This window comes from Acinetobacter sp. Swhac1, assembly GCF_013390985.1.
In the GTDB taxonomy this organism is placed as follows: Bacteria; Pseudomonadota; Gammaproteobacteria; order Pseudomonadales; family Moraxellaceae; genus Acinetobacter; species Acinetobacter towneri.
Genome location: NZ_JACASN010000020.1, coordinates 16,559 through 38,141, shown reverse-complemented (window position 1 = coordinate 38,141; position 21,583 = coordinate 16,559). Strand labels below are relative to the sequence as shown.

General features: G+C 41.7%; 23 protein-coding genes and 1 other RNA gene. 14 read left to right on the top strand and 10 right to left on the bottom strand.

Features of this window, described 5'->3' with window-relative positions; translation table 11 throughout:
• Positions 1-8 precede the first annotated feature (8 nt).
• On the bottom strand, positions 9-2,480 hold the full coding sequence (locus HX743_RS10910) for a heavy metal translocating P-type ATPase (RefSeq protein ID WP_178319218.1): 2,472 nt from the start codon (positions 2,478-2,480) through the stop codon (positions 9-11).
• 149 nt (positions 2,481-2,629) lie between these two features.
• Between HX743_RS10910 and HX743_RS10905 the strand changes: the two genes are divergently transcribed.
• The 6 genes from HX743_RS10905 (at position 2,630) to HX743_RS10880 (ending at position 6,767) form a co-directional block, all read left to right on the top strand.
• Entirely contained in the window at positions 2,630-2,824 is a 195-nt protein-coding gene (locus tag HX743_RS10905; protein ID WP_004970528.1) for a heavy-metal-associated domain-containing protein, read from the top strand.
• A gap of 504 nt (positions 2,825-3,328) precedes the next feature.
• Positions 3,329-4,330 carry a putative oxygenase MesX gene (locus HX743_RS10900; protein ID WP_154320486.1) on the top strand — a complete coding sequence of 334 codons (1,002 nt, stop codon included), beginning with the start codon at positions 3,329-3,331 and terminating at the stop codon, positions 4,328-4,330.
• A 26-nt stretch (positions 4,331-4,356) separates the two neighbouring features.
• Positions 4,357-5,385, top strand: coding sequence for a methionine synthase (locus tag HX743_RS10895; RefSeq protein WP_178319217.1), 1,029 nt, complete (start codon positions 4,357-4,359; stop codon positions 5,383-5,385).
• A 122-nt stretch (positions 5,386-5,507) separates the two neighbouring features.
• Entirely contained in the window at positions 5,508-6,002 is a 495-nt protein-coding gene (locus HX743_RS10890; RefSeq protein WP_004970523.1) for a flavin reductase, read from the top strand.
• Positions 6,003-6,073: 71 nt separating this feature from the next.
• Positions 6,074-6,364 carry a type II toxin-antitoxin system HigB family toxin gene (locus HX743_RS10885; protein WP_019836372.1) on the top strand — a complete coding sequence of 97 codons (291 nt, stop codon included), beginning with the start codon at positions 6,074-6,076 and terminating at the stop codon, positions 6,362-6,364.
• A gap of 1 nt (position 6,365) precedes the next feature.
• Positions 6,366-6,767 (top strand): type II toxin-antitoxin system HigA family antitoxin, encoded by a 402-nt coding sequence (locus HX743_RS10880; RefSeq protein ID WP_004970519.1) that lies wholly within the window; start codon positions 6,366-6,368, stop codon positions 6,765-6,767.
• A gap of 47 nt (positions 6,768-6,814) precedes the next feature.
• Here HX743_RS10880 and ssrS read toward each other — a convergent pair.
• The 3 genes from ssrS to HX743_RS10865 form a co-directional block, all read right to left on the bottom strand.
• Positions 6,815-6,997: non-coding RNA, 6S RNA (gene ssrS, locus HX743_RS10875), on the bottom strand.
• A gap of 110 nt (positions 6,998-7,107) precedes the next feature.
• A complete protein-coding gene (locus HX743_RS10870) occupies positions 7,108-7,392 on the bottom strand; it encodes a cell division protein ZapA (RefSeq protein WP_004970518.1) in 285 nt (94 codons plus the stop codon).
• Position 7,393: 1 nt separating this feature from the next.
• Positions 7,394-7,945 (bottom strand): hypothetical protein, encoded by a 552-nt coding sequence (locus HX743_RS10865; RefSeq protein WP_178319216.1) that lies wholly within the window; start codon positions 7,943-7,945, stop codon positions 7,394-7,396.
• 64 nt (positions 7,946-8,009) lie between these two features.
• On the opposite strand from HX743_RS10865, the gene HX743_RS10860 reads away from it, so the two are divergent.
• Together HX743_RS10860 and pepP are read left to right on the top strand one after the other, a co-directional pair.
• Positions 8,010-8,648, top strand: a complete 639-nt coding sequence (locus tag HX743_RS10860) for a UPF0149 family protein (protein WP_178319215.1) — start codon at positions 8,010-8,012, stop codon at positions 8,646-8,648.
• Between the two features lie 94 nt (positions 8,649-8,742).
• The gene (pepP, locus tag HX743_RS10855) at positions 8,743-10,077 is read left to right on the top strand and encodes a Xaa-Pro aminopeptidase (RefSeq protein WP_154320488.1); all 1,335 of its coding nucleotides are present in this window, start codon (positions 8,743-8,745) and stop codon (positions 10,075-10,077) included.
• Positions 10,078-10,156: 79 nt separating this feature from the next.
• Here pepP and HX743_RS10850 read toward each other — a convergent pair whose 3' ends face one another.
• Both HX743_RS10850 and HX743_RS10845 read right to left on the bottom strand, forming a co-directional pair.
• Positions 10,157-10,450: a type II toxin-antitoxin system RelE/ParE family toxin gene (locus tag HX743_RS10850; protein ID WP_154320489.1), complete on the bottom strand. Its 294-nt coding sequence runs from the start codon at positions 10,448-10,450 to the stop codon at positions 10,157-10,159.
• Entirely contained in the window at positions 10,440-10,685 is a 246-nt protein-coding gene (locus tag HX743_RS10845; protein WP_167846138.1) for a type II toxin-antitoxin system RelB/DinJ family antitoxin, read from the bottom strand. The genes HX743_RS10850 and HX743_RS10845 overlap by 11 nt, the downstream gene beginning before the upstream one ends.
• 372 nt (positions 10,686-11,057) lie before the next feature.
• Here HX743_RS10845 and ubiH point away from each other — a divergent pair, with 372 nt between their 5' ends.
• The 3 genes from ubiH (at position 11,058) to HX743_RS10830 (ending at position 13,938) form a co-directional block, all read left to right on the top strand.
• Entirely contained in the window at positions 11,058-12,266 is a 1,209-nt protein-coding gene (gene ubiH, locus HX743_RS10840; protein WP_178319214.1) for a 2-octaprenyl-6-methoxyphenyl hydroxylase, read from the top strand.
• A complete protein-coding gene (locus tag HX743_RS10835) occupies positions 12,263-13,513 on the top strand; it encodes an FAD-dependent monooxygenase (protein ID WP_178319213.1) in 1,251 nt (416 codons plus the stop codon). Before ubiH ends, HX743_RS10835 begins: the two co-directional genes overlap by 4 nt.
• A gap of 176 nt (positions 13,514-13,689) precedes the next feature.
• Complete coding sequence (locus HX743_RS10830) at positions 13,690-13,938, top strand: hypothetical protein (protein ID WP_004972644.1); 249 nt, start codon at positions 13,690-13,692, stop codon at positions 13,936-13,938.
• A 191-nt stretch (positions 13,939-14,129) separates the two neighbouring features.
• On the opposite strand, the gene rsmI is transcribed toward HX743_RS10830, so the two are convergent.
• Complete coding sequence (gene rsmI, locus HX743_RS10825) at positions 14,130-14,972, bottom strand: 16S rRNA (cytidine(1402)-2'-O)-methyltransferase (protein WP_178319212.1); 843 nt, start codon at positions 14,970-14,972, stop codon at positions 14,130-14,132.
• A 205-nt stretch (positions 14,973-15,177) separates the two neighbouring features.
• On the opposite strand from rsmI, the gene HX743_RS10820 reads away from it, so the two are divergent.
• The 3 genes from HX743_RS10820 to HX743_RS10810 all read left to right on the top strand — a co-directional run bounded on the left by HX743_RS10820 (position 15,178) and on the right by HX743_RS10810 (position 17,271).
• Complete coding sequence (locus HX743_RS10820; protein WP_178319211.1) at positions 15,178-15,606, top strand: YraN family protein; 429 nt, start codon at positions 15,178-15,180, stop codon at positions 15,604-15,606.
• A 110-nt stretch (positions 15,607-15,716) separates the two neighbouring features.
• Positions 15,717-16,394, top strand: a complete 678-nt coding sequence (locus tag HX743_RS10815; protein WP_004972649.1) for a BON domain-containing protein — start codon at positions 15,717-15,719, stop codon at positions 16,392-16,394.
• Positions 16,384-17,271: an alpha/beta hydrolase gene (locus HX743_RS10810; RefSeq protein ID WP_104852296.1), complete on the top strand. Its 888-nt coding sequence runs from the start codon at positions 16,384-16,386 to the stop codon at positions 17,269-17,271. The genes HX743_RS10815 and HX743_RS10810 overlap by 11 nt, the downstream gene beginning before the upstream one ends.
• A 94-nt stretch (positions 17,272-17,365) precedes the next feature.
• On the opposite strand, the gene nudC is transcribed toward HX743_RS10810, so the two are convergent.
• The 3 genes from nudC to dnaQ form a co-directional block, all read right to left on the bottom strand.
• Positions 17,366-18,139, bottom strand: coding sequence for an NAD(+) diphosphatase (nudC, locus tag HX743_RS10805; protein WP_096902169.1), 774 nt, complete (start codon positions 18,137-18,139; stop codon positions 17,366-17,368).
• Positions 18,139-19,782, bottom strand: coding sequence for a chemotaxis protein (locus HX743_RS10800; RefSeq protein WP_096902171.1), 1,644 nt, complete (start codon positions 19,780-19,782; stop codon positions 18,139-18,141). Before HX743_RS10800 ends, nudC begins: the two co-directional genes overlap by 1 nt.
• Before the next feature lie 128 nt (positions 19,783-19,910).
• The gene (gene dnaQ / locus HX743_RS10795; RefSeq protein ID WP_178319210.1) at positions 19,911-21,416 is read right to left on the bottom strand and encodes a DNA polymerase III subunit epsilon; all 1,506 of its coding nucleotides are present in this window, start codon (positions 21,414-21,416) and stop codon (positions 19,911-19,913) included.
• Positions 21,417-21,583 lie beyond the last annotated feature (167 nt).

Sequence of the window (21,583 nt, the reverse complement as noted above, 5' to 3'; positions counted from 1 at the left end):
TGTTGCATTTAAACCTGTGCTGCTTGGAAATATTTTAAACGGAGCGCATTACCCAATACAAACACTGAAGATAATGCCATCGCGCCCGCAGCAAAAATAGGCGAGAGCAAAATACCTGCAAACGGGTATAGCACGCCTGCAGCAATTGGAATCAAGGCAATATTATAAATAAATGCCCAAAACAGATTTTGACGAATATTGCGGATAGTGGCTTTACTCAAAGCAATTGCATTGGGCACACCTTGTAAATTGCCCGACATCAATACAACTTCGGCTGCTTCAATCGCAACATCTGTACCTGTACCAATCGCAATTCCAACATCGGCTTGTGCCAAAGCAGGGGCATCATTAATACCATCACCCACAAAAGCCACACGTCCAAATTGCTGTTGTAATTCACGTACAACATCGACCTTGCCTTCAGGTAAAACCTCGGCCACCACATGATCAATCTGTAAACGTGCAGCAATTGCCTGAGCCGTATGTCGGTTATCTCCCGTAATCATCGCCACTTTTAAACCCAGTTGATGCAACGCTGCAATAGCAGCAAAAGTCGTGTCTTTAATTGGGTCTGCAACGGCAACAATGGCTGCCAGTTGTTGATCAATCGCCATATAAATTGGTGTTTTGCCTTCTTGTCCTAAACGTGCAGCTTCTGCATTAAAAGCGCTAACATCTAGCCCAATTTGTTGCATATAACGGTCTGCACCAATCTGAATACGTTGACCATTCACCAGTGCTTCAATACCTGAACCTGTGATGCTGTCAAATTCGGTCACAGGCAGTAAACTGACTTGCTTTTCTGTTGCAGCTTGCACAATCGCCAATGCAATGGGATGCTCAGATTTCGCTTCTACCGATGCTAAAAGTACAAAGACCTGATCTGCATCAAAACCCGATTGCACATGAAAATCGGTTAATGTCGGTTTGCCTTCGGTGAGCGTTCCTGTTTTATCCACCGCGACCACTTTAACATCTTGCAAAAGCTGCAAAGCTTCGCCTTTACGAAACAGCACGCCCATTTCAGCGCCACGACCTGTTCCCACCATAATTGAAGTCGGTGTGGCTAAACCCATCGCACATGGGCAGGCAATAATTAGAACAGCGACTGCATTGACCAAACCAAAGGTCAGGGCAGGTTCTGGGCCAAAAATAAACCACACAATAAAAGTAAGTGCAGCCAATAACATCACGGCAGGTACAAACCACATGGTTACTTTATCCACCAAGGCTTGAATGGGTAATTTAGACCCTTGCGCCTGCTCGACCATGCGAATAATTTGCGCCAACACCGAAGCTTCACCAATGGCAGTGGCACGAATATTTAGTGTGCCATTTTGGTTGATGGTGCCACCTACGACTTGATTGCCTATTTGTTTGGCTACAGGAACAGGCTCACCTGTAATCATTGACTCATCTATATAACTATGACCTTCGATCACTTCACCATCTACAGGAATGCGCTCACCTGGGCGGATTTCGACAATGGTATTGGAGCTGACTTCCGCCACTGGCACTTCAATGATTTGACCATCCCGATGAATACGTGCAGTTTTAGCTTGCATGCCAATTAAATGCTGAATGGCTTGCGAGGTGCGACCTTTGGCTTTGGCTTCAAAATAACGACCCAGCAAAATCAAACTGACAATCACTGCCGCAGCTTCATAATAAACATGCACTGTGCCTTCGGGTAAAAGCTGCGGCATAAACGTTGCCACCAATGAAAAACTGTATGCAGCCAAAGTTCCTACCGCCACCAAAGAGTTCATATCAGGCGCAAAATGTAACAGCGCTGGAATCCCTTTTTGATAAAAACGACGTCCTGGTAACAGCAGCACCAATGTGGTTAAAGCAAATTGAATCCACCAGCTTTGTTGTTGCCCAATATTGTGCATCACCCACATGTGAAAGGCAGGAATCATGTGTGATCCCATTTCCAGAATAAACACAGGCAAGGCTAAAATCAGTGAAATTACTAAATCACGTTTCAGTTGTTGCTGTTCCAGATTCTTTTTATCGTGTTGTTCGTTAGAGTCGTGTTGCAGCAGTTTGGCGTCATAACCTGCTTTTTGAATCGCTCGAATCAGGTCTTGGCTAGAAACTGTGGCATTCGGTTGAATCCATGCGCGTTCAGTCGCCAAATTGACATTGGCTTGTTCTACACCAGACACTTTCTTTAAGGCTTTTTCGACACGTGCTACACACGAGGCACAGGTCATGCCATCAATAGACAGTTCTATTGGTTGAATGGCAGCTACATCAAAACCTGCACGTTGCACTGCCTTAATGAGCAGTGCACGGTCTAAAGGTTGCGATGCGTGAATCAGTGCTTTTTCTGTTGCAAGATTCACTTCAGCTTTTTCTACACCATCGACTTTTTTTAAGGCTTTTTCGACACGCCCGACACATGAGGCACAGGTCATGCCTTCTATAGACAAAGTTTCCTGATAGGGAGAGGCATTTGGGTGTTTTGCGTCCATGGTCGTCTCTATAATTTGGAGGATGTGTTTAGCATATAGATTGACACGATGGTAAGGTCAAGTAAATTTTAGCCCAAAATAGGCTTGACCTTGCCAGCATGGTAAGCTTTAAACTACAGTTCAACAAAGGCAGAAGTGTGGAGTTCGCAATGAAACTATTGATTGAAAATATGACTTGTGGCGGTTGTGCACGTGGTGTCACGGCAACCATTCAAGATGTTGATCCTGCTGCAAAAGTTGAAGTCGATTTAGCGACTAAAATTGTGACCGTGGAAAGCACTGCAACTGTAGATCAAATTACGGCTGCATTGGCAGAAGATGATTTTCCTGCACAAGTTCAATAAAACTGCATCATCTAAGAAGCTCCAATGTGTGAGCTTATCGTAAGGTCAATTGGTCAACTGACGAATTGACCTATTTTTTTGCCTGCCGATTTTTTCTCGTTGTTTTTTGATGTGACCAACTGAATACATTTTGATCACGAAGATGCTAAACCAAGCCAATCAGAAGCTGAGATTTTCTAACTTCAAGCTGAGTTTCATTCATTCAGGGCTGAAAATCTGCTGAATGAACTATGTGCTGTCCTCTAAAATATACTCTTCAATATTTATCGGAATAAAAATATTTTTTGGTTTTAACTTGTTGTTATTGAAATATTTATTTTAATTTTTAAATTTAAGGGATAACAGAAAAACCATCATTTTTAGATGTTTTGCTGCATATTTTAAATTAAGGTGAATAAAATTCACTTTGGACTGAGGTTAAATCATTTTTATTCACTTTGTCGTTCCAGTATAAATACCCTCATTCAGAAATTTTAACTTTTTAAATTTGGGTAGTAGATCATCATGACAAAGCCATTCACCTGTTCAATTAAACGTATTCGTTTTGACGAAAACTATGAACCTGCTAACAACACGCGTTTAACCACCAATTTTGCAAATTTGGCGCGTGGTGAAAGCCGTCAGGAAAATTTACGCAGAACTTTAGCGATGATCAATAATCGTTTTAACTCGCTGGCATCTTGCGATAACCCAAAAGGTGATCGTTATTCGCTTGAAATCGACATTATTTCTGCAGAAATTGATATTGAAGGAAATGGCAAAACTTTTCCATTCATTGAAATGCTAAAAAGTACGATCACAGATCATCAAACAAATGAACGTATTGAAGGCATGATTGGCAACAGTTTTTCATCGTATGTTCGTGATTATGATTTTAGTGTGGTCTTGCCAGCATTAGGCTGCAAAGTAAATGAAAAGCCTGAAAGCTTTGGTGATTTACATGGCAAGCTTTATCAGCATTTGGTCAGTTCAGCAGTGTTCCAAGCTGAGTTTCAAAAACAACCTGTGATTTGCCTGAGCGTATCAACCACAAAAACTTATTATCGTACGACCAATGTGCATCCTGTCTTAGGCACAGAATATAAAAATGATGAATATTCACGAACCGATGACTACTTTGAAAAAATGGGTTTAACCGTGCGTTACTTCAAACCTGAAAATAGCAATGCACCGCTTGCGTTCTATTTTTCTGGCGATTTACTGCATGATTACACAGATTTTGAGTTGATCAGTGCCATCAGTACTATGGAAAGTTTCCAGAAAATTTATCGTCCTGAAATTTATAACACCAACTCACCTGCAGGCGAGGTCTATCAGCCAAGTTTGAATTATCAGGATTATTCATTAACCCAAGTTGTATATGACCGTGTTGAGCGAGGTCAGTTGGCAGTCAAGCAGGGCAAATGGACTGAAGAAAACTTTATCAAACCTTATCAAGACATTCTTGAACAATGGGCTGCCAAGTTCGTGCCGCTACATGCTGCCAATCAAGAACGTGTTGCTTAACTTAAAATACAGATAGAAGATTCAAAATGGCTATTTTATTACCGACCTCAACGGCTGGCAGTTTACCTAAACCTTCGTGGCTCGCAGAACCTGAAAAGCTTTGGTCAGCTTGGAAATTAACAGGGCAAGAATTACTGGACGCAAAACAAGATGCGCTACGTCTATCACTGCATGAACAACAGCAAGCAGGGATTGATATTGTGAGTGATGGGGAGCAAACCCGTCAGCATTTTGTCACCACCTTTATTGAACACCTTGAAGGTGTCGATTTCGAGAAACGTGAAACAGTCAAAATTCGTGATCGTTATGATGCCAGTGTCCCTTCTGTGGTGGGTGCAGTTTCTCGTCAAAAACCAGTCTTTGTTGAAGATGCCAAATTCCTGCGTTCACTGACAGATCAACCCATCAAATGGGCGTTGCCTGGTCCTATGACCATGATTGATACTTTATACGATGCGCACTACAAGAGCCGTGAAAAACTGGCGTGGGAATTTGCCAAAATCCTGAATCAGGAAGCGCGTGAACTTGAAGCAGCAGGCGTGGATATCATCCAGTTTGATGAACCTGCGTTTAATGTGTTTTTTGATGAGGTGAATGACTGGGGCGTGGCAACATTAGAGCGCGCGTTAGAAGGTTTGAAATGTGAAACAGCCGTGCATATTTGCTATGGCTATGGCATTAAAGCCAATACCGATTGGAAAAAAACACTCGGCTCAGAATGGCGTCAATACGAAGCAGTTTTCCCAAAACTACAGCAGTCTAATTTGGATATTATCTCACTGGAATGTCACAACTCACGTGTTCCGATGGATTTGCTTGAACTTATCCGTGGTAAAAAGGTGATGGTGGGTGCGATTGATGTCGCAACGAATACGATTGAAACAGCCGATGAAGTTGCAGATACATTGCGCAAAGCATTGCAATTTGTCGATGCTGACAAGTTGTACCCATCGACTAACTGTGGAATGGCACCATTGAGTCGTCAGGTTGCACGAGGCAAGTTACAGGCTTTGGCTGCTGGTACGAAGATTATTCGCCAAGAATTATCTAGTTAAGCGTTCGATCAGGCGAAGTGAATTCAAGCCAAGTGAATTTAAGTTAAGTGAATCAGGGATGCTTTTTCAGGCAAAAAGCATCCTTTGAACTTTCTAAAAAAGTTGAGTGTTGGAATACGGTGATGGTTAAAGCAACAGACTTCAAAAATGCAATGTCTTTCTTATCAAGTGCAGTCAATGTAGTGACGACAATGGGAGATGCAGGACGTCATGGTTTTACTGCATCTGCGGTATGTAGCGTGACAGATACACCGCCAACATTATTGGTGTGTATGAATAAATCATCGCGTTCACATCTCAGTTTTTTAGAGAATAAAGTGCTGTGTGTGAATGTGCTAAATGCAGAACAAGAACATCTTTCCAATGCATTTGCCTCATCAAAATTGAGTTCCGATGAGCGTTTTAAGCAGGCTGAATGGGCTGCTTTGGAAACGGGCGCTCCTATATTAAAAAATGCATTGGTCAGCTTTGATTGTGAAATTTCGCAAATTCAAGAAGTGGGGACGCATACTATTTTTATTTGCCCAATAGTTGCCATTCAAAAAAATCAACAAGATCAGGCGTTGGTTTATTTTAATCGTCACTATCATCAAGTTGGTGAAACTGAGTTTGTTTAATTCGCTATAAAATATTGCAATATGCGATAATCAGTTTATACTTGATTTATAGCAAAATGCGATAAAATATTATGCATGTGATCACCCACGCTAGAATTATAGAGGCAATGCACAAGTGGCCACAGGCTGAAACAGCACTCGATGGTTGGTATCGAATTATTAAGGCAAATGATCCGAAAGACTTTGCCGAAATGAAGCAGTTATTTCCAGCAGTTGATAAAGTTGGAAAGTTTCATGTATTCGATATTGGTGGGAATAAGATTCGACTTATTGCTGTTGTGATGTATCAGGCAAAGCGTGTGTATATTCGTCATGTGTTATCCCATAAAGAATATGACAAAGGTCATTGGAAGGAGGATTAGTATGAACGCAATGATTAAACAGGCTGTAGATCACTGGCACTACGTTGCTCCTTTGCTGAGTAAACCAGAAAATGAAAAAGATTTTCATGCACTTGTCGAGGCTTTAGATGAGCTTTTAGATATTGTTGGTGATGATGAAACGCATCCTTTAATGGGGCTGATTCATCAACTCGGTGACTTGGTTTCTGTTTATGAAAATGAACACCTGCCTATTCCTCATGGAGATGGTCGTGCTGCTTTAGCTTTTTTGATGGCGCAACATGGATTAGGTCAATCTGACTTGGCAGAGGTTGCAACTCAATCTGTGATTTCGGAGATTTTAAGCGGCAAACGCCAGTTGAATATTCGTCATATTAAAGCGCTGTCTGAGCGGTTTAAGGTTTCTGCTGATACATTTTTCTAAACGATTTTATATTTTTTAGACATTTTATTTTTAGATATTTAAAAATAAATAGCTCCGAAGATGCCGCTGCATGTCGTTACCCTGAACCCGAAAAAGTTCAAGGCGGACGCGACGCATACTTGCTGGGTTTCCCATACGAGATGGGCATACGCTCTAAATATGCAGAACACAATCCTAAGATTTAAGTATCGGCAGGGATATAGACTCGCTGGCGAACACCTCAGAGTTAGAATTAGTATAACCCATCTCAGTTGCTTGGCAACTCATGTTCACGAATTAACTGTAAAGATAGAGCTTGTTTGCATAGCCTTTATGCAAACTTAAGTCAAAAAAACGACACTTAAGTAAGGGCTTCAACTTCTTGCAAAATGGTGCTGAGTAAACGCTCACAATGCTCATAATGCTGCAAAGATTTATTCATAGAAAGAACCTCTTGCATCAACTCTAAAGCCACCACAATAATCAGTTTGCTCGGTTCCATATTGGGCGCTTTACGACGAAACTCATCATAGCGTTCATTCAATAATTGTGCTGCACGCTCTAAATCTTCTCTTTTTTCTTCAGTTGTGGCTAAACGGAAACTATGTCCTAAAACACGTAAATCAATTGGAATTTGAACTGACATATTAACCTTCCTCGCTCACTTCGGCAGGGTGGGCAAGTTGTTGAATTTCTTGCGCATGATGATCTTGAGCTGTACCTAAAATTGCAAGACGCTGAATAATGGCTTCCACTTTGGCTTTTGCATGCTCATTTTTTTGTAACAATCTTTCACGTTCTTGTTTGAGTGTCTGAATTTCGTGCTGATTTAAACGCTGATCATTCAGCATTTTTTCTTTTAAAATGCGTAATTCATTGCGTTCAGCCAAAATTTCCTGAAAGCGGTTTTTCAAATCAGTACAGCTTTTTTCCAAACGACTGTAACGGTCTGCCAGTGCTGTCGCATCTTGATTTAACTGCTGTAATTGCGCTTGCGTGCTGCTTAATTGCTCAGTCAGATTCTCAATTTCATCTTGCTTGGCAGTAATAATGCTGTTTCTTTGAACAATTTGAGCATGATGCTGTTCCTCAGCAGTTTGCTTGGCTGTGCTGAGGGCGGCATTTTCACTTTCATAATGATTAATTCGTGTTTTTAAAACACCAATATACGCTTGTAGACGCTGTAATTCTTCTAACATATCGTGGTCGCACAGTATTGCAAACAAAGGTAATATATACGAAGTATAGAGATTGGATAAACGAATGCAAGACGATATTTCAGGTTGGTCGGAATGGTTCCGCAATTTTTCTAACATTGAAGAAATTTCAAGCCCAAGTGAGTTACATGGCTTGCTGACAGGTATAGTTTGTGTGACAAATGCACCAACTGAAACCGAGTGGCAGCAGATTTTAGAAACCCTCAATGTGCCAGAATTAGAGCCAGCCGCACTGTCACTTTTAACCGATGAATCGGAAGATGTCGCACATGCTTTGTCTGAAGATGAGTTAGATTATCTGCCGTTATTGCCAGATGATGAACATCTTTTACAAGAACGTGTGCAAGCTTTGGCGGATTGGTGTGCAGGCGTCGTGCTTGGGTTTGGTTTAGCTTCTGGGCATATTCGTTCAGATGAAATCGAACTGATTGAGCATTTACAAGATGTCGCTGCGGTTGAATTTGAAGATTCAGACAATGATGAAGAAGGCGAAGAAAGCTATCAGGAATTGTATGAATTTGTACGTTTGATTCCTGTGAGTTTATCTGTAGGACGTAAAAAAGTGCCTGTAGAAGAAAGCTCTTTATTGCAAAACTTACATGCTAAGTCGCGTCAACAAACCGTACAAACAACACAAAACGCAAGTACTGTTGTTGAAATGTTTACGCCACACCGTCCGAGTTAATCGGGCGTTGTGTGCCTAAGTTAAGTCGGTGTAAGGTGCTTTAAGTCATTACAACAATCATATTTTCATCATTTTATATATGTAGACCGTATTTATGAAAAAATTGACTCAAGTCGAATTTAAAGAACGTCGTGATCAACTTGCAGAACTGATGGGGCCCAATAGTGTCGCAATTATTGCAACCAGTCCTGTGGCAATGCGTAATCGTGATGCAGATTATAAATATCGTGCCGACAGCAGTTTTTTCTATTTAACAGGTTTTGCTGAACCTGAAGCAGTTGCGGTGATTGAAACCTATGAATCAATTGATGAAGGTTATACCTACACCTTGTTCTGCCGCGAACGTAACCGTGAAATGGAAATCTGGAATGGTTATCGCGCAGGGCTAGAAGGCGCAATTGAGCTATTTGAGGCTGATGAGTCTTTTGCAATTGCGCAATTAGATGCAGAAATCATTGCTAAAATTGTCAATAAAGACACGTTGTATTATCGCTTAGGGCATCAGACTGAATTTGATGTACGTGTTGCAGCATGGAACCAACAAGCCGATGCACAACATCGTCAAGGCAATACTGCACCTGCCAAAATTGTTCAGTTAGATCGTTTGCTAGATGAAATGCGTTTGCATAAAACTGAGTCTGAATTAGAGTTGATGCAAATTGCTTCAAATATTAGTGCAGAAGCACATACTCGTGCCATGCAAACAGTAAAAGCAGGCATGATGGAATATGAGCTAGAAGCTGAACTGAATTACATTTTTGGTAAAAATGGCTGCGTACCTGCCTATAACAGTATTGTCGGTGGTGGTGAAAATGCCTGCATTTTGCATTATGTCGAAAATGACAAAGTGCTTAAAGATGGCGATTTAGTCCTGATTGATGCAGCCTGTGAATATCAGTGCTATGCCTCAGATATTACCCGTACTTTTCCCGTGAATGGTCAATTCAGTCCAGAACAAAAAGCACTGTATAACATTGTATTGGATGCGCAAATTGCAGCAATTGAAGCTGTACAAATTGGTAACTCCTATAAAGAACCACACCATGTTGCGGTGCGTATTTTGGTGCAAGGTTTGCTTGATCTAGGCATTATGCAGGGCAATTTAGAAGAAATTATTGCTTCGGAAAGTTATCGCCAGTTTTATATGCACGGTACAGGGCATTGGTTGGGCATGGATGTGCATGATGTCGGCAGCTATAAACACGGTGAAGACTGGCGTGTTTATGAAGAAGGTATGGTGGTGACCGTTGAACCGGGTCTATACATTGCACCCGATGATGAAACGGTAGATGCTAAATGGCGTGGTATAGGTATCCGTATTGAAGATGATATTGTTGCGACTGCGAACGGGCCATTGAATCTGACTTCAAAAGTGGTGAAAACCGTAGAAGAGATTGAAGCATTGATGGCAAAAGCTAAATCTGCTTAATTGGGTCTAATCAAAGCTGGTCAAGTGATCAGCTTTTTTATTAGAAAGCGCGTGTAAATTTTGAGTATGTAAATAATTTTTAGTCTTTGATCCGCTTTTTTGCTTCATCATAAACAATGTTATCAGCACGCTTTCCAACGGTAATGAGCAAAATAACGACCTGATCATCTTTGACCTGATAAATAAGTCGGACACCCGCTTTTAATAATTTGATTTTATAGCAGCCAGCAAGATCACCTTTAAGCATGTTCTTTGGAATATGTGGCTGCTCAATGACTTTGGCTAATTTTTTCTTGAATTGGTCGCGGATAGCACTCGGAAGCTTTTCCCATTCTGCAGTGAAGTCCTTGTGACGTAAAAGTTTATAAGTCATCTAATGTGACTTCCTCGAACATCTCTTTAGGATCATTCATGCGTTTACGGACGAGTGCCAATAGTTCTGCATCTTCTTCTGAAAGCAATACTTTTTGTACTGGAAGCTTTCCAGTCGTTGCCACATATTCAAGAATATTGGTAAAGAAATCGGTAGGTGAGATACCTTGTTCTTTAAGGATTGAATAAGATTTTTCTTTAAGGGCTTCATCGACCCTGAAATTAACAGTAGCCATCACTTCTCTCAGTTATTGAATGTATGGAAATATTGTAATGCAATATGCATTACAAAGATAGTTTGTATAATAACCATTATGTGAGATCATTTTTATCGTTGAGCTTATTCTAAAATCAATCATCAGCCATCAATAATACTAAGTATTGAATTTATCTTCTCTTGTGTCATACATGGCTCGGAGCAAGAAGATGAGGGACTAATAATTATAGTTTGAATTGGACATTTGCAAGAAGTCTAATCATCTTCCATAGCTTCAACACTAATTCATTATAAAAATAAATGACTTTGCGGTAAGATAAAATCCATTACAGATTATACGTATTTCGATTGAATCTTTTGAAGTCGAATACCTCATAAAAAGGATCAAGGCATGCAACAAGAAGTGATCATTGTAGGCGGTGGTATGGTCGGGCTAAGCTTAGCCTTGATGTTGGCTAAGTCAAACATTGCAGTAAAGTTGCTAGAAGCGATTCAATACCCCAATTATGACGATGCCAGCCTTGCGCCGTATCATTCCAGTTTTGATGCACGTAACAGTGCCTTATCGCGTCGCAGCGTACAAATTTACCAAGAGCTAGGTTTATGGGATGCCTTGCAAGAACATGCTACGCCTATTTTAGAAGTTCAAATTACCGAACAAGGTAGTTTTGGCAAGGCACGTTTATTGGCCGAACAAGAAAAAGTCGAAAGCTTTGGTCAGGTGATTGAAAATGCATGGTTAGGTCGGGTGTTACTGACCGAAGTGCGTAAACAACCTTTGATTGAATTGATTGATGGTGTGCAGGTCACCAGTCTTAAACAAGATGCAGATTTTGCCTATATTGAAGCGGTACGTGGTCAGGAACAATTACAGCTTGCTGCCAAACTACTAATTGCTGCCGATGGTCGTGATTCTTTCTGCCGTAAAGCCTTGGGCATTGGTGCATCGGAACATGATTATGACCAAGTAGCGATTGTGACCACAGTGCAAACCTCCAAGCCGCATGCGCATGTGGGTTTTGAGCGTTTTAGTCACTTAGGGCCTTTGGCGTTGCTGCCCCTGCCAGGTGAATATCGCCGTTCTGTGGTGTGGCCTGTGCCAAAAGGTACAGAACATGAATGGATTGGCGATGAAAATGATCAACACTTTTTAAATGCCTTGCAACAAGCCTATGGTGACCGTGTAGGGAAGTTTGAAAAAACAGGACGTCGTTTTAGTTTTCCATTGTCACAAGTTCTGGCAGAAAAACAGGCGGTTGGTCGCGTTGTACTGATGGGTAATGCAGCGCATACCATTCACCCAGTCGCAGGGCAGGGCTTTAACTTGTGTATGCGAGATGCTTACGTATTATTGCGTTATCTCACCGAACAGGCGGCACAGTCAGCAGATTTAGGCGATGCTGCAATGCTGCGTGACTATGAACAATCGCGTTTGAAAGATCAACAGCGAGTCATTAAATTCTGTGACAGCGTGGTACGTGGATTTAGCAATCAAAACCCAATCCTGAAATTTATGCGTAATACAGGCTTAGTCGCGTTTGATACCATTCCAGGCATTAAACCTTTGGTCGCCAATTATGCCATGGGGTTAAAAGCATGATCACAGCAAATCAACAAACGCAAGTGTTAGATGTCGTCATTATTGGTGGCGGCTTGGTGGGAGGCTTAACTGCACTTTTATTGGCACAAGGGGGTGTGCAGGCTACAGTTTTAGATGCCGCACCTATTTTAGATGCAGAGAAAACCCTTGCAGTTGCCAATCCGCGTGTTTTGGCGCTCAGTCAGGCTACGATCCACCTATTAAAAACCGCAGGTGTTTGGCCTAAACTTGTGCGCCACATGCCGTATAGCGGCATGCAGGTTTGGAATAAAAATGGCTATGGTGAAATTAATTTTGGCAGTAGTGCTACGAATACACCCGTGATTGAACAAGCGCTTGGTTCAATGGTAGAGCCAAGTATTTTAAACCTTGCGATTCAGCAACGAATGCTAGAGCAAGTGCAGGATTATCGCACGCAAGTCAAAGTGACCCGTTTGGAGCGTGGTGTTGGCGTTTGGCATATTCATTTGGCTGATGGTACCCAATTACAAACTAAACTGGTGATTGGTGCAGATGGTGCCAACTCCTTTGTGCGCGAACAGGCCTTTATTGATTTTGATGTGCTGGATTATCGTCAGGCAGGTTTAACCTGTGCGATTCGTACTGCATTGCCACATCAGCATGTAGCACGGCAAATATTTTTGGAAACAGGCCCGTTGGCGTATTTACCAATGGCCAGTTTACAGGATGAGCAAGAAGGGCATTGGCAGTCTATTGTTTGGACTTTGCCCGATGACTATGCCGAAGAATACGCCAAGCTGAATGATGCCGATTTTACTCAACTCTTGACCCGTGAAAGTCATCACATGTTGGGAGAGGTCTTAGAGGCAACACCACGTGCTATTTTCCCACTCAAGGCCCGTGCAGCAGAGCGCTATGTGCAAGAGGGGCTGGCATTGATTGGTGATGCTGCGCATGTGATTCATCCACTTGCAGGACAAGGGGTGAACATTGGCTGTTTAGACGCTGCAGTACTCTGTGATGTACTACTGCATGACTTTAAGCGTGGTGTTTGGGCGCATGAACAGACTTTAAAACGTTATGAACACCGTCGTAAAGGACAGAACGATGCCATGATGCACAGCATGTCTGCTATTGGTTGGATGGAAACCACGACTTTATTCCCTGTGGTATGGGCGCGTAATTTTGGTTTAAAACAGGTTGAACAACAGCCTGCACTAAAAGATGCCTTTATGGCACAAGCCAATGGATTAAGCCTGTTACAAGATACCCGTTACGCGGTTTAACCCTAAAGAGTCGTTTTTTGTACGGTCATACATACCTGATTACGAATTTGATTAAAAAAGATACGTTTTTTTTAATCTAGACTCTATGCGAAAGGCCAAGAGATTGCTAAATTTCATCGTAATTCATAACCAGTTTTCACTTGGACTAAATTGAAGTCATTTGTGGGGAGATTAAGATGACGGACATGAACGATTACGATGATGTAGAAGATTCAACTGTAGACGAAGATGAAGCGAAAGCGGCTGAAAAAGGTGCAGCAGAATCAGAAGAAGGTGCTGTAGATGGTGATCTTGCAGAAGCAGAAACTCTCACTGTAACTGCCAAACTAAAACAGCGTCAGGCATTGGAAGATGAAGTGGCTGCATTCTTGGCGCGTGGCGGAAAAATTACCGAAGTGCCACCAGATGAGTCTGCGCGCGACTAATCTGTTGAACGTGCTTGCTGAACTTGTTGATTGAATTTATTCGTTGAACTGTTGAGTGAGTTAGGGCGGGATGCTTACTATGCAGGCTGCTCTAATGTTTATCACTTCAAGATAAAAAAGCATCACCTTGTATAAAGGGTGATGCTTTTTTTATGCGCGATGATCGTCATCACTGTTATTGCTCAATCGGATTATTCAGCTGCTTGGCTTAATTCCAACGCACGTTGATAGGCAATTTTCTTTTTAATCCCTGTTAGATCAGCCGCCAATTGTGATGCTGCTTTTACCGATAAATCTTGCAACAAACGCTGCAATAATTGATCTAATTTTTCTTGTTCCATGTCTTTTTCTTCGCTCGCTCCCCCCACCACCAATACAATTTCACCTTTTTGTTGATGATGATCTGCTGCGATAAATTCAGCCAATTCACCTAAAGTCATTTTTTTAATGGTTTCAAAGGTTTTGGTGATTTCACGGGCAAAGCCAACAGGGCGATCTGCACCAAACACGGCAGCCATATCTTTGACTGAATCTAAAATTCGATGTGGTGCTTCATAAAAAATCAGGGTTTGGGTTTCATCTTTTAGCTTTTCAAGTTGTTGTAATCGCTGTGACTGTTTAGAAGCGAGAAATCCCTGAAAACTAAAGCGATCACTTGGTAAGCCAACCGCACTGAGCGCTGCAATGGCTGCACATGCACCCGGCACAGGAATCACACGAATACCATTGGCTTGTGCTGCACGAACCAGTTTAAAACCTGGGTCGCTAATCAGTGGTGTACCTGCATCGCTAATGAGCGCCATGTCTTCGCCATTGAGTAATTTTTGGACTAAAATATCAATCTTGTTGCTTTCGTTGTGTTCATGGCAGGCTGTAAGCGGAGTTGAAATATTAAAATGTTTCATTAATTGTGCAGAGGTGCGGGTATCTTCAGCGGCAATTAGGCTGACCGATTTGAGCACATCAATTGCACGGTAGCTCATATCATCTAAGTGACCAATTGGGGTAGCAACAACAAATAACTGGGCACTCATTGAGTTTTCTCCGTGGGAAATAGCAAACTAAAATAAAAATGATGGAACACGAAACAACAGCAGTATTGGCTTGCGTCTGATACAAGTTACAGACCAAGCGCTTATTCTACCTGAATTGCAGTCTGGCGTGTGAAACTCGCGTCATCGCACTTCAGCGAATACTACGATTGCGCACCATAACAAAATAAAAAAAATCGGATATAGCATGAATCAAAAAACACTGCAGCAAAGCATTGGCACATGGGCAGAGCAGACGGCTTGGCAATATTTACATCAACACGGTTGGCGTATGCTGGAGCAGAATTATCACAGTGTTTTTGGTGAAATAGATGGGATTTTTATTCAAGCAGAACAACTGATTTTTGTAGAAGTTAAAGCACGTTCTCAAACCCGTTATGGCAAAGCCTACGAAGTGGTGTCTGCATCCAAGCAGCGTAAAATTATGAAAACTGCCCTGCAGTTTTTAACAGAATATCCACACTATTCAGAATATTATTGTCGTTTTGATGTGATTTGCTTTGATTTTTCTCGGCAATTTGCAAAAACAGTACAGCAAGACTTTTCCAAATTCCCGTATGATTTGCAATGGATTGAAAATGCTTTTACTTTTGATGCAGACTTGATTAATCTTTGAGTGAAATTTAAAGCAAAAGCATCAGTCGGTGTATTGTTGATCGTGCAAATCTAAGGATGAAATGCACAGCACAAGCCAGAATTGAAAGAAAATAATAGGAGTCTTGCTGAGTGTTCAAGCGTATTGCAGTGACCTTGCTGTGTGTAGCAAGTTTATCGGGTTGTGCAAGTTTTATTTCAAGTGGCACAGGCACTGCGCCAGTGGGTACAGAAAGTGGTGCACGCTCACTTGGGCAAGTGTTTATAGATAACTCTATTGAACGTACTGCAAAAATTAATTTATATAAACTGGATTCACGTTTTAAACAATCACGTGTCAATATAGAAAGTTTTCATGGCAATGTGTTGTTGACAGGGCAAGTGCCTGACGCCCATTTAAAACAATTAGCAGAAGACAATGTGCGTGCCATGAGTGATGTAAAAACCATCCATAATTATATTACAGTGGGTAATCAAATCAGCTATAGCACCATTATGCAGGACACCACGGTCACTGCAAATACCCGTGGTTTGATTATGAAAGCGCCTGTGGTGTCAGACAGCAAAGTGCGTATTCATACCGAAGATGGCGTGTTATATGTGATGGGACGTTTGAACAATGCAGAATTGCAGGATTTAAACCAAGTGCTACAACAAGTGGGCAATGTCACTAAAATTATTACCCTAATTGATAATATTGAGCTACAGCCGAGCAACAACGCGAACTTTGTCAGCCCAATGGTTGCTCCAGAAACACAAACGCCAGTCGCGATTGACCCAGATCAGGTTGAACCGACACATGTTCAATAATGTGGAACACTGGTTTAAACAACTGAATAAAACTTTAGAACAGGCGAAACGTATTTATGAAGAATTTCGCCTGTATAGTTTGGGCAGCTATGCGCTGAACCGTTTAACCCCACGTCAGGGTTATACCGTTCAAAGTAATATTGCTTATGGTTTACGCGCGCGACATCGTCTGGATTTGTACCGCACTACAACACCACGCCCGCAGTGTCCACTCATGGTGTTTGTGCATGGTGGGGCATGGTCACGTGGCGATAAGCAGGATTATCGTTTTGTGGGCGAAGCTTTTGCAAAAGAAGGCTTTGATGTTGCGGTGATGAACTATCAACTCGCGCCACAGCATATTTTCCCCACCTATATTGATGATTTAACTCTTGCACTGAATTACTTGACTCAGCAGCAACACAAACTGGGTATTTCTACGGCACAGGTGGTATTGATGGGACATTCGGCTGGGGCATTTAATGTGATGTCCTTGTTGTACCATCCCCAGCCCTATGCTTTAAGCTGTAAAGATCACATTCGTGCGATTATTGGTTTGGCAGGGCCTTATCATTTTGATTATAAGGATGATCCGCTATGTGCCGATGCCTTTGATCAAGAGGTGCCGTATCAGGATGTGATGCCGTATTATTTTGTGGAGCCGAATTCAGTCAAACACTATTTATTGGTGGCAGAAAAAGATCAAATTGTGGGGGCAAGTAATGCCACAGACTTCGACCACGTATTAAAGAAATATGGCAATCATAGTGAAATTATTGTCATTCCAAAAACAGGGCATGTCAGTGTTATGGCATCGGTGTCGAGTTTGTTTAGTCGTTTCTTTGCGACCAAACGCCAAATTATGCGTGCTTTAGATCAGGCACTTAAAGATGCGTGATGTTGACTGATCTTCTGTGGAAAATGGTAATTAAAAAAACCGTTGCAGCTTATGGGGTGCAACGGTTTTTTAAATGCAAGATTGCGAATTAGACTTATAGCCAAGCTTTGGTGTCATCTGCCACAGGCGTGCCTTGGGTCACATGCATAATCATGGCATGGGCGATACTGCCTTTAAATGGAATATCAGGCAGTTGATCAAACTTAAAGAACTGTGCATCACGAATTTCTTCTTCCTGTAACTGAATTTCACCGCCTGCATATTCAGCTTTAAAGGCGATCATTAAGTTACTTGGAAAAGGCCACGGCTGGCTGGCAAGATACTGAATATTTTTAAGTTGTACGCCAACTTCTTCAAAAGTTTCACGACGTACTGCTTCTTCGAGTGTTTCACCCACTTCAACAAAGCCTGCGATTAAACCGTAAATGGGCAGTTTATTGCGTGCATTACGCGCCAATAAGACTTCATCTTCACCACGAGTAATCACGGTAATGACACATGGATTTACGCGCGGATATTGGTGATAGCCACAAGCAGGGCAGACCATGGCATATTGAGTCGCATGGACTTCGGTTTTATGACCGCAATGGCTGCAGAATTTATGATTGCGACGCCATTCGAGTAACTGAATGGCACGGCTAGCTTGTTCAAACTGTTGGGTGTTCCAGACTTGTAAAAGTTGTCGGATAGGCACCAGTTGAAAGCCTTCAGGGATAGATTCATCTTCAAGTAGATCTCGGGCAATCACTTGATCACCCGAGCTAAAACTTAAATCACTTGCCAACTTTTCCACACGTGGTAATTGGAAGTTTTCATCGACCAAAAGTTGTTGTTGCTGAAAAATATATGCAAGTGAGAGTTCAGTCATTAGGCTACAGTTTTCAATTTTTCACTACTGTCCAATGCTACCTTAAACATGCTTTGCAGAACAGGTTGTTTGTTCTTTAAATTGTCAATCAGCATATCTGCACTGGCAAGCGTATCTAAGATATTGTTGACCTGTTCAGCTGTTAAGTTTTGCCCTGCTTCAACTTGTGCATGCACAAAATCTGCAGATACTTTCAGTGCTTTTTGACCACTTTCAGCATTCAAGAACAACATTGCCCCTGCAACTTCACGAATTTGCGCTGAAGTATGCTCTAAATCTGCAACACTTTGAGTTTGTAGGTGCTGTGTCAGTGTTTGCGTGATTAAGTCAATCAGTAACTTGGTTTCAGTCAGCAAGGCTTCGTGTGCTTCATCTAAACGATCTAGCGAAATGTTCATGTTATTCACACGTAACTGCAAACGGCTAGAGGTGTGGTGACGTTCAAGCACACCGATTGAGTTCATGGCCGATAAAATCACGTTCATTAATTGCTGGGCAAAGTTTTCATCTTTGAGTAATTCAGGACGGCTTAATGATTCAGCTTGGCGTTGTAAGTCCAAATGCGCTTCATTTAAGTTCAAGACTTTAAACAAGTTTGCTAACTCTGTTAATTTGCCTTGTAATTCCAGCGTTTTTTCAGGACTCATGTTTTGATAGTTGTATTCAATATCATTGCGAATTTGTGTCATTTCTGTGGTGACCAAATCGCTAATGGTATGCATGGTGTCAAAATCTGGACCATATAAATGACGGCTGAATACTTGGAGCTGCATGTCGGTGAGTAAGTCTTCACCAATATTCATTTGACTGCGAATATGTTGAGAAATTTCATCTTCTTGACTAATACACAGGCTCAACACATTCGCAAGATCAGACAAGCTGGCGGTAAAGCTTTCTGGCGTAGCAAAGTATTGACGCATATTGTGCTCAATACTAATAAAAGTACGCAAACGTGGCTCATTCAACAACAAGTTATCAATATGGTTAAAGGCAACGTGTACTAAGCCCCAATATTGCTGACTCGGATGTTGTTCTGCCAAACCTGCCAAATACGTTCCTACCAGTTTAATCGCTTGAAGATCCATGGCAGATTCTTCTTGCTTGAGCAGCTTATGTAATGACAGTTTATATAAGCGATGTACATAAGCCGACTTTTCTAAAGAAGGCACTTGCGGCAATTGGAAACTTGGAGTGATGCAGTCCAATAAAGTTTCAATATGCTGACCTTCCTGAGTCAATGGTTTACCCAATGCCAATTCTAAACGGTTTAAAGTGTCGAGTAGGAATTGTGGAATTTTAACTTCACGTAGGCAAATAAACTCAATATAACGCTTGAGCATGGTGGTGCCTTCGCTAAGTGCAATGACTTCCAGCGTGTTGATATTGCTTGGATTCCCCATAATTTTACGCATCAGCTCTGCTGAGTATTGCGCAATTTTTGCCAAGCTTTCCATATCAATTAAGGCTAAAACCTGAGCACACTGTTCAAACTGATTCAGTGCATCATCAATCCCAAAAGGCAAAGTTTGATCTTCTGCTAAGGTGCTTACTGCGGATTCAACCAGTTTGATAGAATTATCAACCTCATTTTTTATTATCAGTAAGGCAGTTGGATCAAAATGTATAGAGGTTTGGTAAGACATGGATCTGCACCTTTCCTAGTGTTTTATCTGTTTGTTGGTTCTTTGCAAAATACACAAAGTCCTATTTGCTTTAACTATAACTGAACTGGCAAATCTTTAAATACATAAAATTACAAAACTCGTAGATTTTATTTGGCAAAAAAGCAAGGTTTACCGTGTTTTTCTTCAAATTGTTTGACCCAATTCTCATGTGCAGCCAATTCTTCTTCTGATGGCAGAATCACAGCAAGATCAATATCAATGCTTAAACGATCACTTTGACGTTGCTGTTCTTCGCTTGCAGACAGAGCATCCATATCAAAGGCGACTTGTCCGCCAGTCATTGCCAAGTAAACATCGGCTAGAATTTCAGCATCTAGTAATGCGCCGTGGAACGTACGGTCACGCGCAGGAATTTCATAGCGTCTGACGAGCGCATCGAGTGAGTTTTTTTGCCCAGGATGCTTACTTTTTGCCATGAGCAGTGAGTCGGTCACTTCGCATACTTCGGACAAATTGCCCAACCCCGCACGACTGAACTCCATATCTAAGAAGTTCATATCGAAGGTGGCGTTGTGCGCAATAATTTCTGCACCTTTAAGATATTGATACAGCACATCGGCAATTTCGGCAAACTTGGGTTTGTCTTTTAAGAACTCATCTGAAATACCGTGAATGTTTTCTGATTCACCGACCAGTTTTTCAGGCTGAATATAAATGTGGATGGAACTGCCCGTGAGTTTACGGTTAATCATTTCCAGCGCACCGACTTCAATAATCCGGTCACCATCTTGATAGTAAAAACCTGTGGTTTCGGTATCCAGAATCAGTTGGCGCGGGCCGTGTAGCTCCATTGTGGCAGGGGTGACCACAATATGCGGATGCAATTGAGTTGTGTTCACTGCGTCAACGCGAGCTGATGGATTGGTTTTTTCTGTTTCAGTTTCATCTGTAATGGTTGATTCAGTTGCAGGCACGTTGGTTTCTGCTTCAATGACATGAACAGATGCGCTGATTTCGAGTTCCGTGTCGGTTGCCTGATGAGCTTCCTGAAGCGTATTTTGCATATCTTCTATTTCAACCTCGGCATCATCGCCCATTAAATCAAAACCAAACGGGTCATCGAGCAACCAGTCAGATTCCGCTTTTTTTTTATCATGTTCTGCTATGTCTACTGCCGATGTGATTAAGGTTGCATTGAGGGTTGGGTTTGAGTCTGCGGTTTTTAACATTTTGCTGACTTGATCTGCACCCACATTGGCGAGTTGATCTGCCATTTCATTACCTGCATGTCCTGCGTGACCTTTAATCCAGTGCCATTCAATTTCACGACCTTGACAGACCGCATCTAATTTTTGCCAAAGGTCAGGGTTTTTGACATCTTTCCAGTTTTTCTTTTTCCAACCGTGAATCCACTCGGTAATGCCTTGTTTGACGTAATTGGAGTCAGTCCAAATAATCAGCTTGGCATCCATTGGGCAAAATAAAATGCCTTCAATCGCTGCAGTCAATTCCATACGGTTATTGGTGGTTTGAGCTTCGCCACCATATAATTTATGTTCTTCTTGTTCGGTAACAATATACGCACCCCAACCACCCAAGCCAGGATTACCACGACAAGCACCATCAACATATAAAGTGATTGTTTGAGACATAAATCAGATCCGCAGGTTGTGCAAAATAAATCAAAATGAAAAGCTATTGTATATCGCAAATTCGGTTTAGACGTGTAAATCCTGTCTATTTTTTAATTTCTTGTAACATTTATAGACGAAACGCGCTAAATTAATGCCTTGTGTCGTTGTCTAGCTCTACTACAATG

Coding starts and splice junctions, on each gene's coding strand:
- HX743_RS10870 (WP_004970518.1), bottom strand. CDS start 7,392: ATGTCAGTTCAAATTCCAATTGATTTACGTGTTTTAGGACATAGTTTC.
- HX743_RS10800 (WP_096902171.1), bottom strand. CDS start 19,782: ATGTCTTACCAAACCTCTATACATTTTGATCCAACTGCCTTACTGATA.
- HX743_RS10905 (WP_004970528.1), top strand. CDS start 2,630: ATGAAACTATTGATTGAAAATATGACTTGTGGCGGTTGTGCACGTGGT.
- pepP (WP_154320488.1), top strand. CDS start 8,743: ATGAAAAAATTGACTCAAGTCGAATTTAAAGAACGTCGTGATCAACTT.
- dnaQ (WP_178319210.1), bottom strand. CDS start 21,416: ATGTCTCAAACAATCACTTTATATGTTGATGGTGCTTGTCGTGGTAAT.
- HX743_RS10910 (WP_178319218.1), bottom strand. CDS start 2,480: ATGGACGCAAAACACCCAAATGCCTCTCCCTATCAGGAAACTTTGTCT.
- HX743_RS10820 (WP_178319211.1), top strand. CDS start 15,178: ATGAATCAAAAAACACTGCAGCAAAGCATTGGCACATGGGCAGAGCAG.
- HX743_RS10895 (WP_178319217.1), top strand. CDS start 4,357: ATGGCTATTTTATTACCGACCTCAACGGCTGGCAGTTTACCTAAACCT.
- HX743_RS10900 (WP_154320486.1), top strand. CDS start 3,329: ATGACAAAGCCATTCACCTGTTCAATTAAACGTATTCGTTTTGACGAA.
- HX743_RS10845 (WP_167846138.1), bottom strand. CDS start 10,685: ATGGCTACTGTTAATTTCAGGGTCGATGAAGCCCTTAAAGAAAAATCT.
- HX743_RS10850 (WP_154320489.1), bottom strand. CDS start 10,450: ATGACTTATAAACTTTTACGTCACAAGGACTTCACTGCAGAATGGGAA.
- nudC (WP_096902169.1), bottom strand. CDS start 18,139: ATGACTGAACTCTCACTTGCATATATTTTTCAGCAACAACAACTTTTG.
- HX743_RS10830 (WP_004972644.1), top strand. CDS start 13,690: ATGACGGACATGAACGATTACGATGATGTAGAAGATTCAACTGTAGAC.
- HX743_RS10835 (WP_178319213.1), top strand. CDS start 12,263: ATGATCACAGCAAATCAACAAACGCAAGTGTTAGATGTCGTCATTATT.
- HX743_RS10890 (WP_004970523.1), top strand. CDS start 5,508: ATGGTTAAAGCAACAGACTTCAAAAATGCAATGTCTTTCTTATCAAGT.
- HX743_RS10880 (WP_004970519.1), top strand. CDS start 6,366: ATGAACGCAATGATTAAACAGGCTGTAGATCACTGGCACTACGTTGCT.
- HX743_RS10865 (WP_178319216.1), bottom strand. CDS start 7,945: ATGTTAGAAGAATTACAGCGTCTACAAGCGTATATTGGTGTTTTAAAA.
- ubiH (WP_178319214.1), top strand. CDS start 11,058: ATGCAACAAGAAGTGATCATTGTAGGCGGTGGTATGGTCGGGCTAAGC.
- HX743_RS10860 (WP_178319215.1), top strand. CDS start 8,010: ATGCAAGACGATATTTCAGGTTGGTCGGAATGGTTCCGCAATTTTTCT.
- rsmI (WP_178319212.1), bottom strand. CDS start 14,972: ATGAGTGCCCAGTTATTTGTTGTTGCTACCCCAATTGGTCACTTAGAT.
- HX743_RS10810 (WP_104852296.1), top strand. CDS start 16,384: ATGTTCAATAATGTGGAACACTGGTTTAAACAACTGAATAAAACTTTA.
- HX743_RS10885 (WP_019836372.1), top strand. CDS start 6,074: ATGCATGTGATCACCCACGCTAGAATTATAGAGGCAATGCACAAGTGG.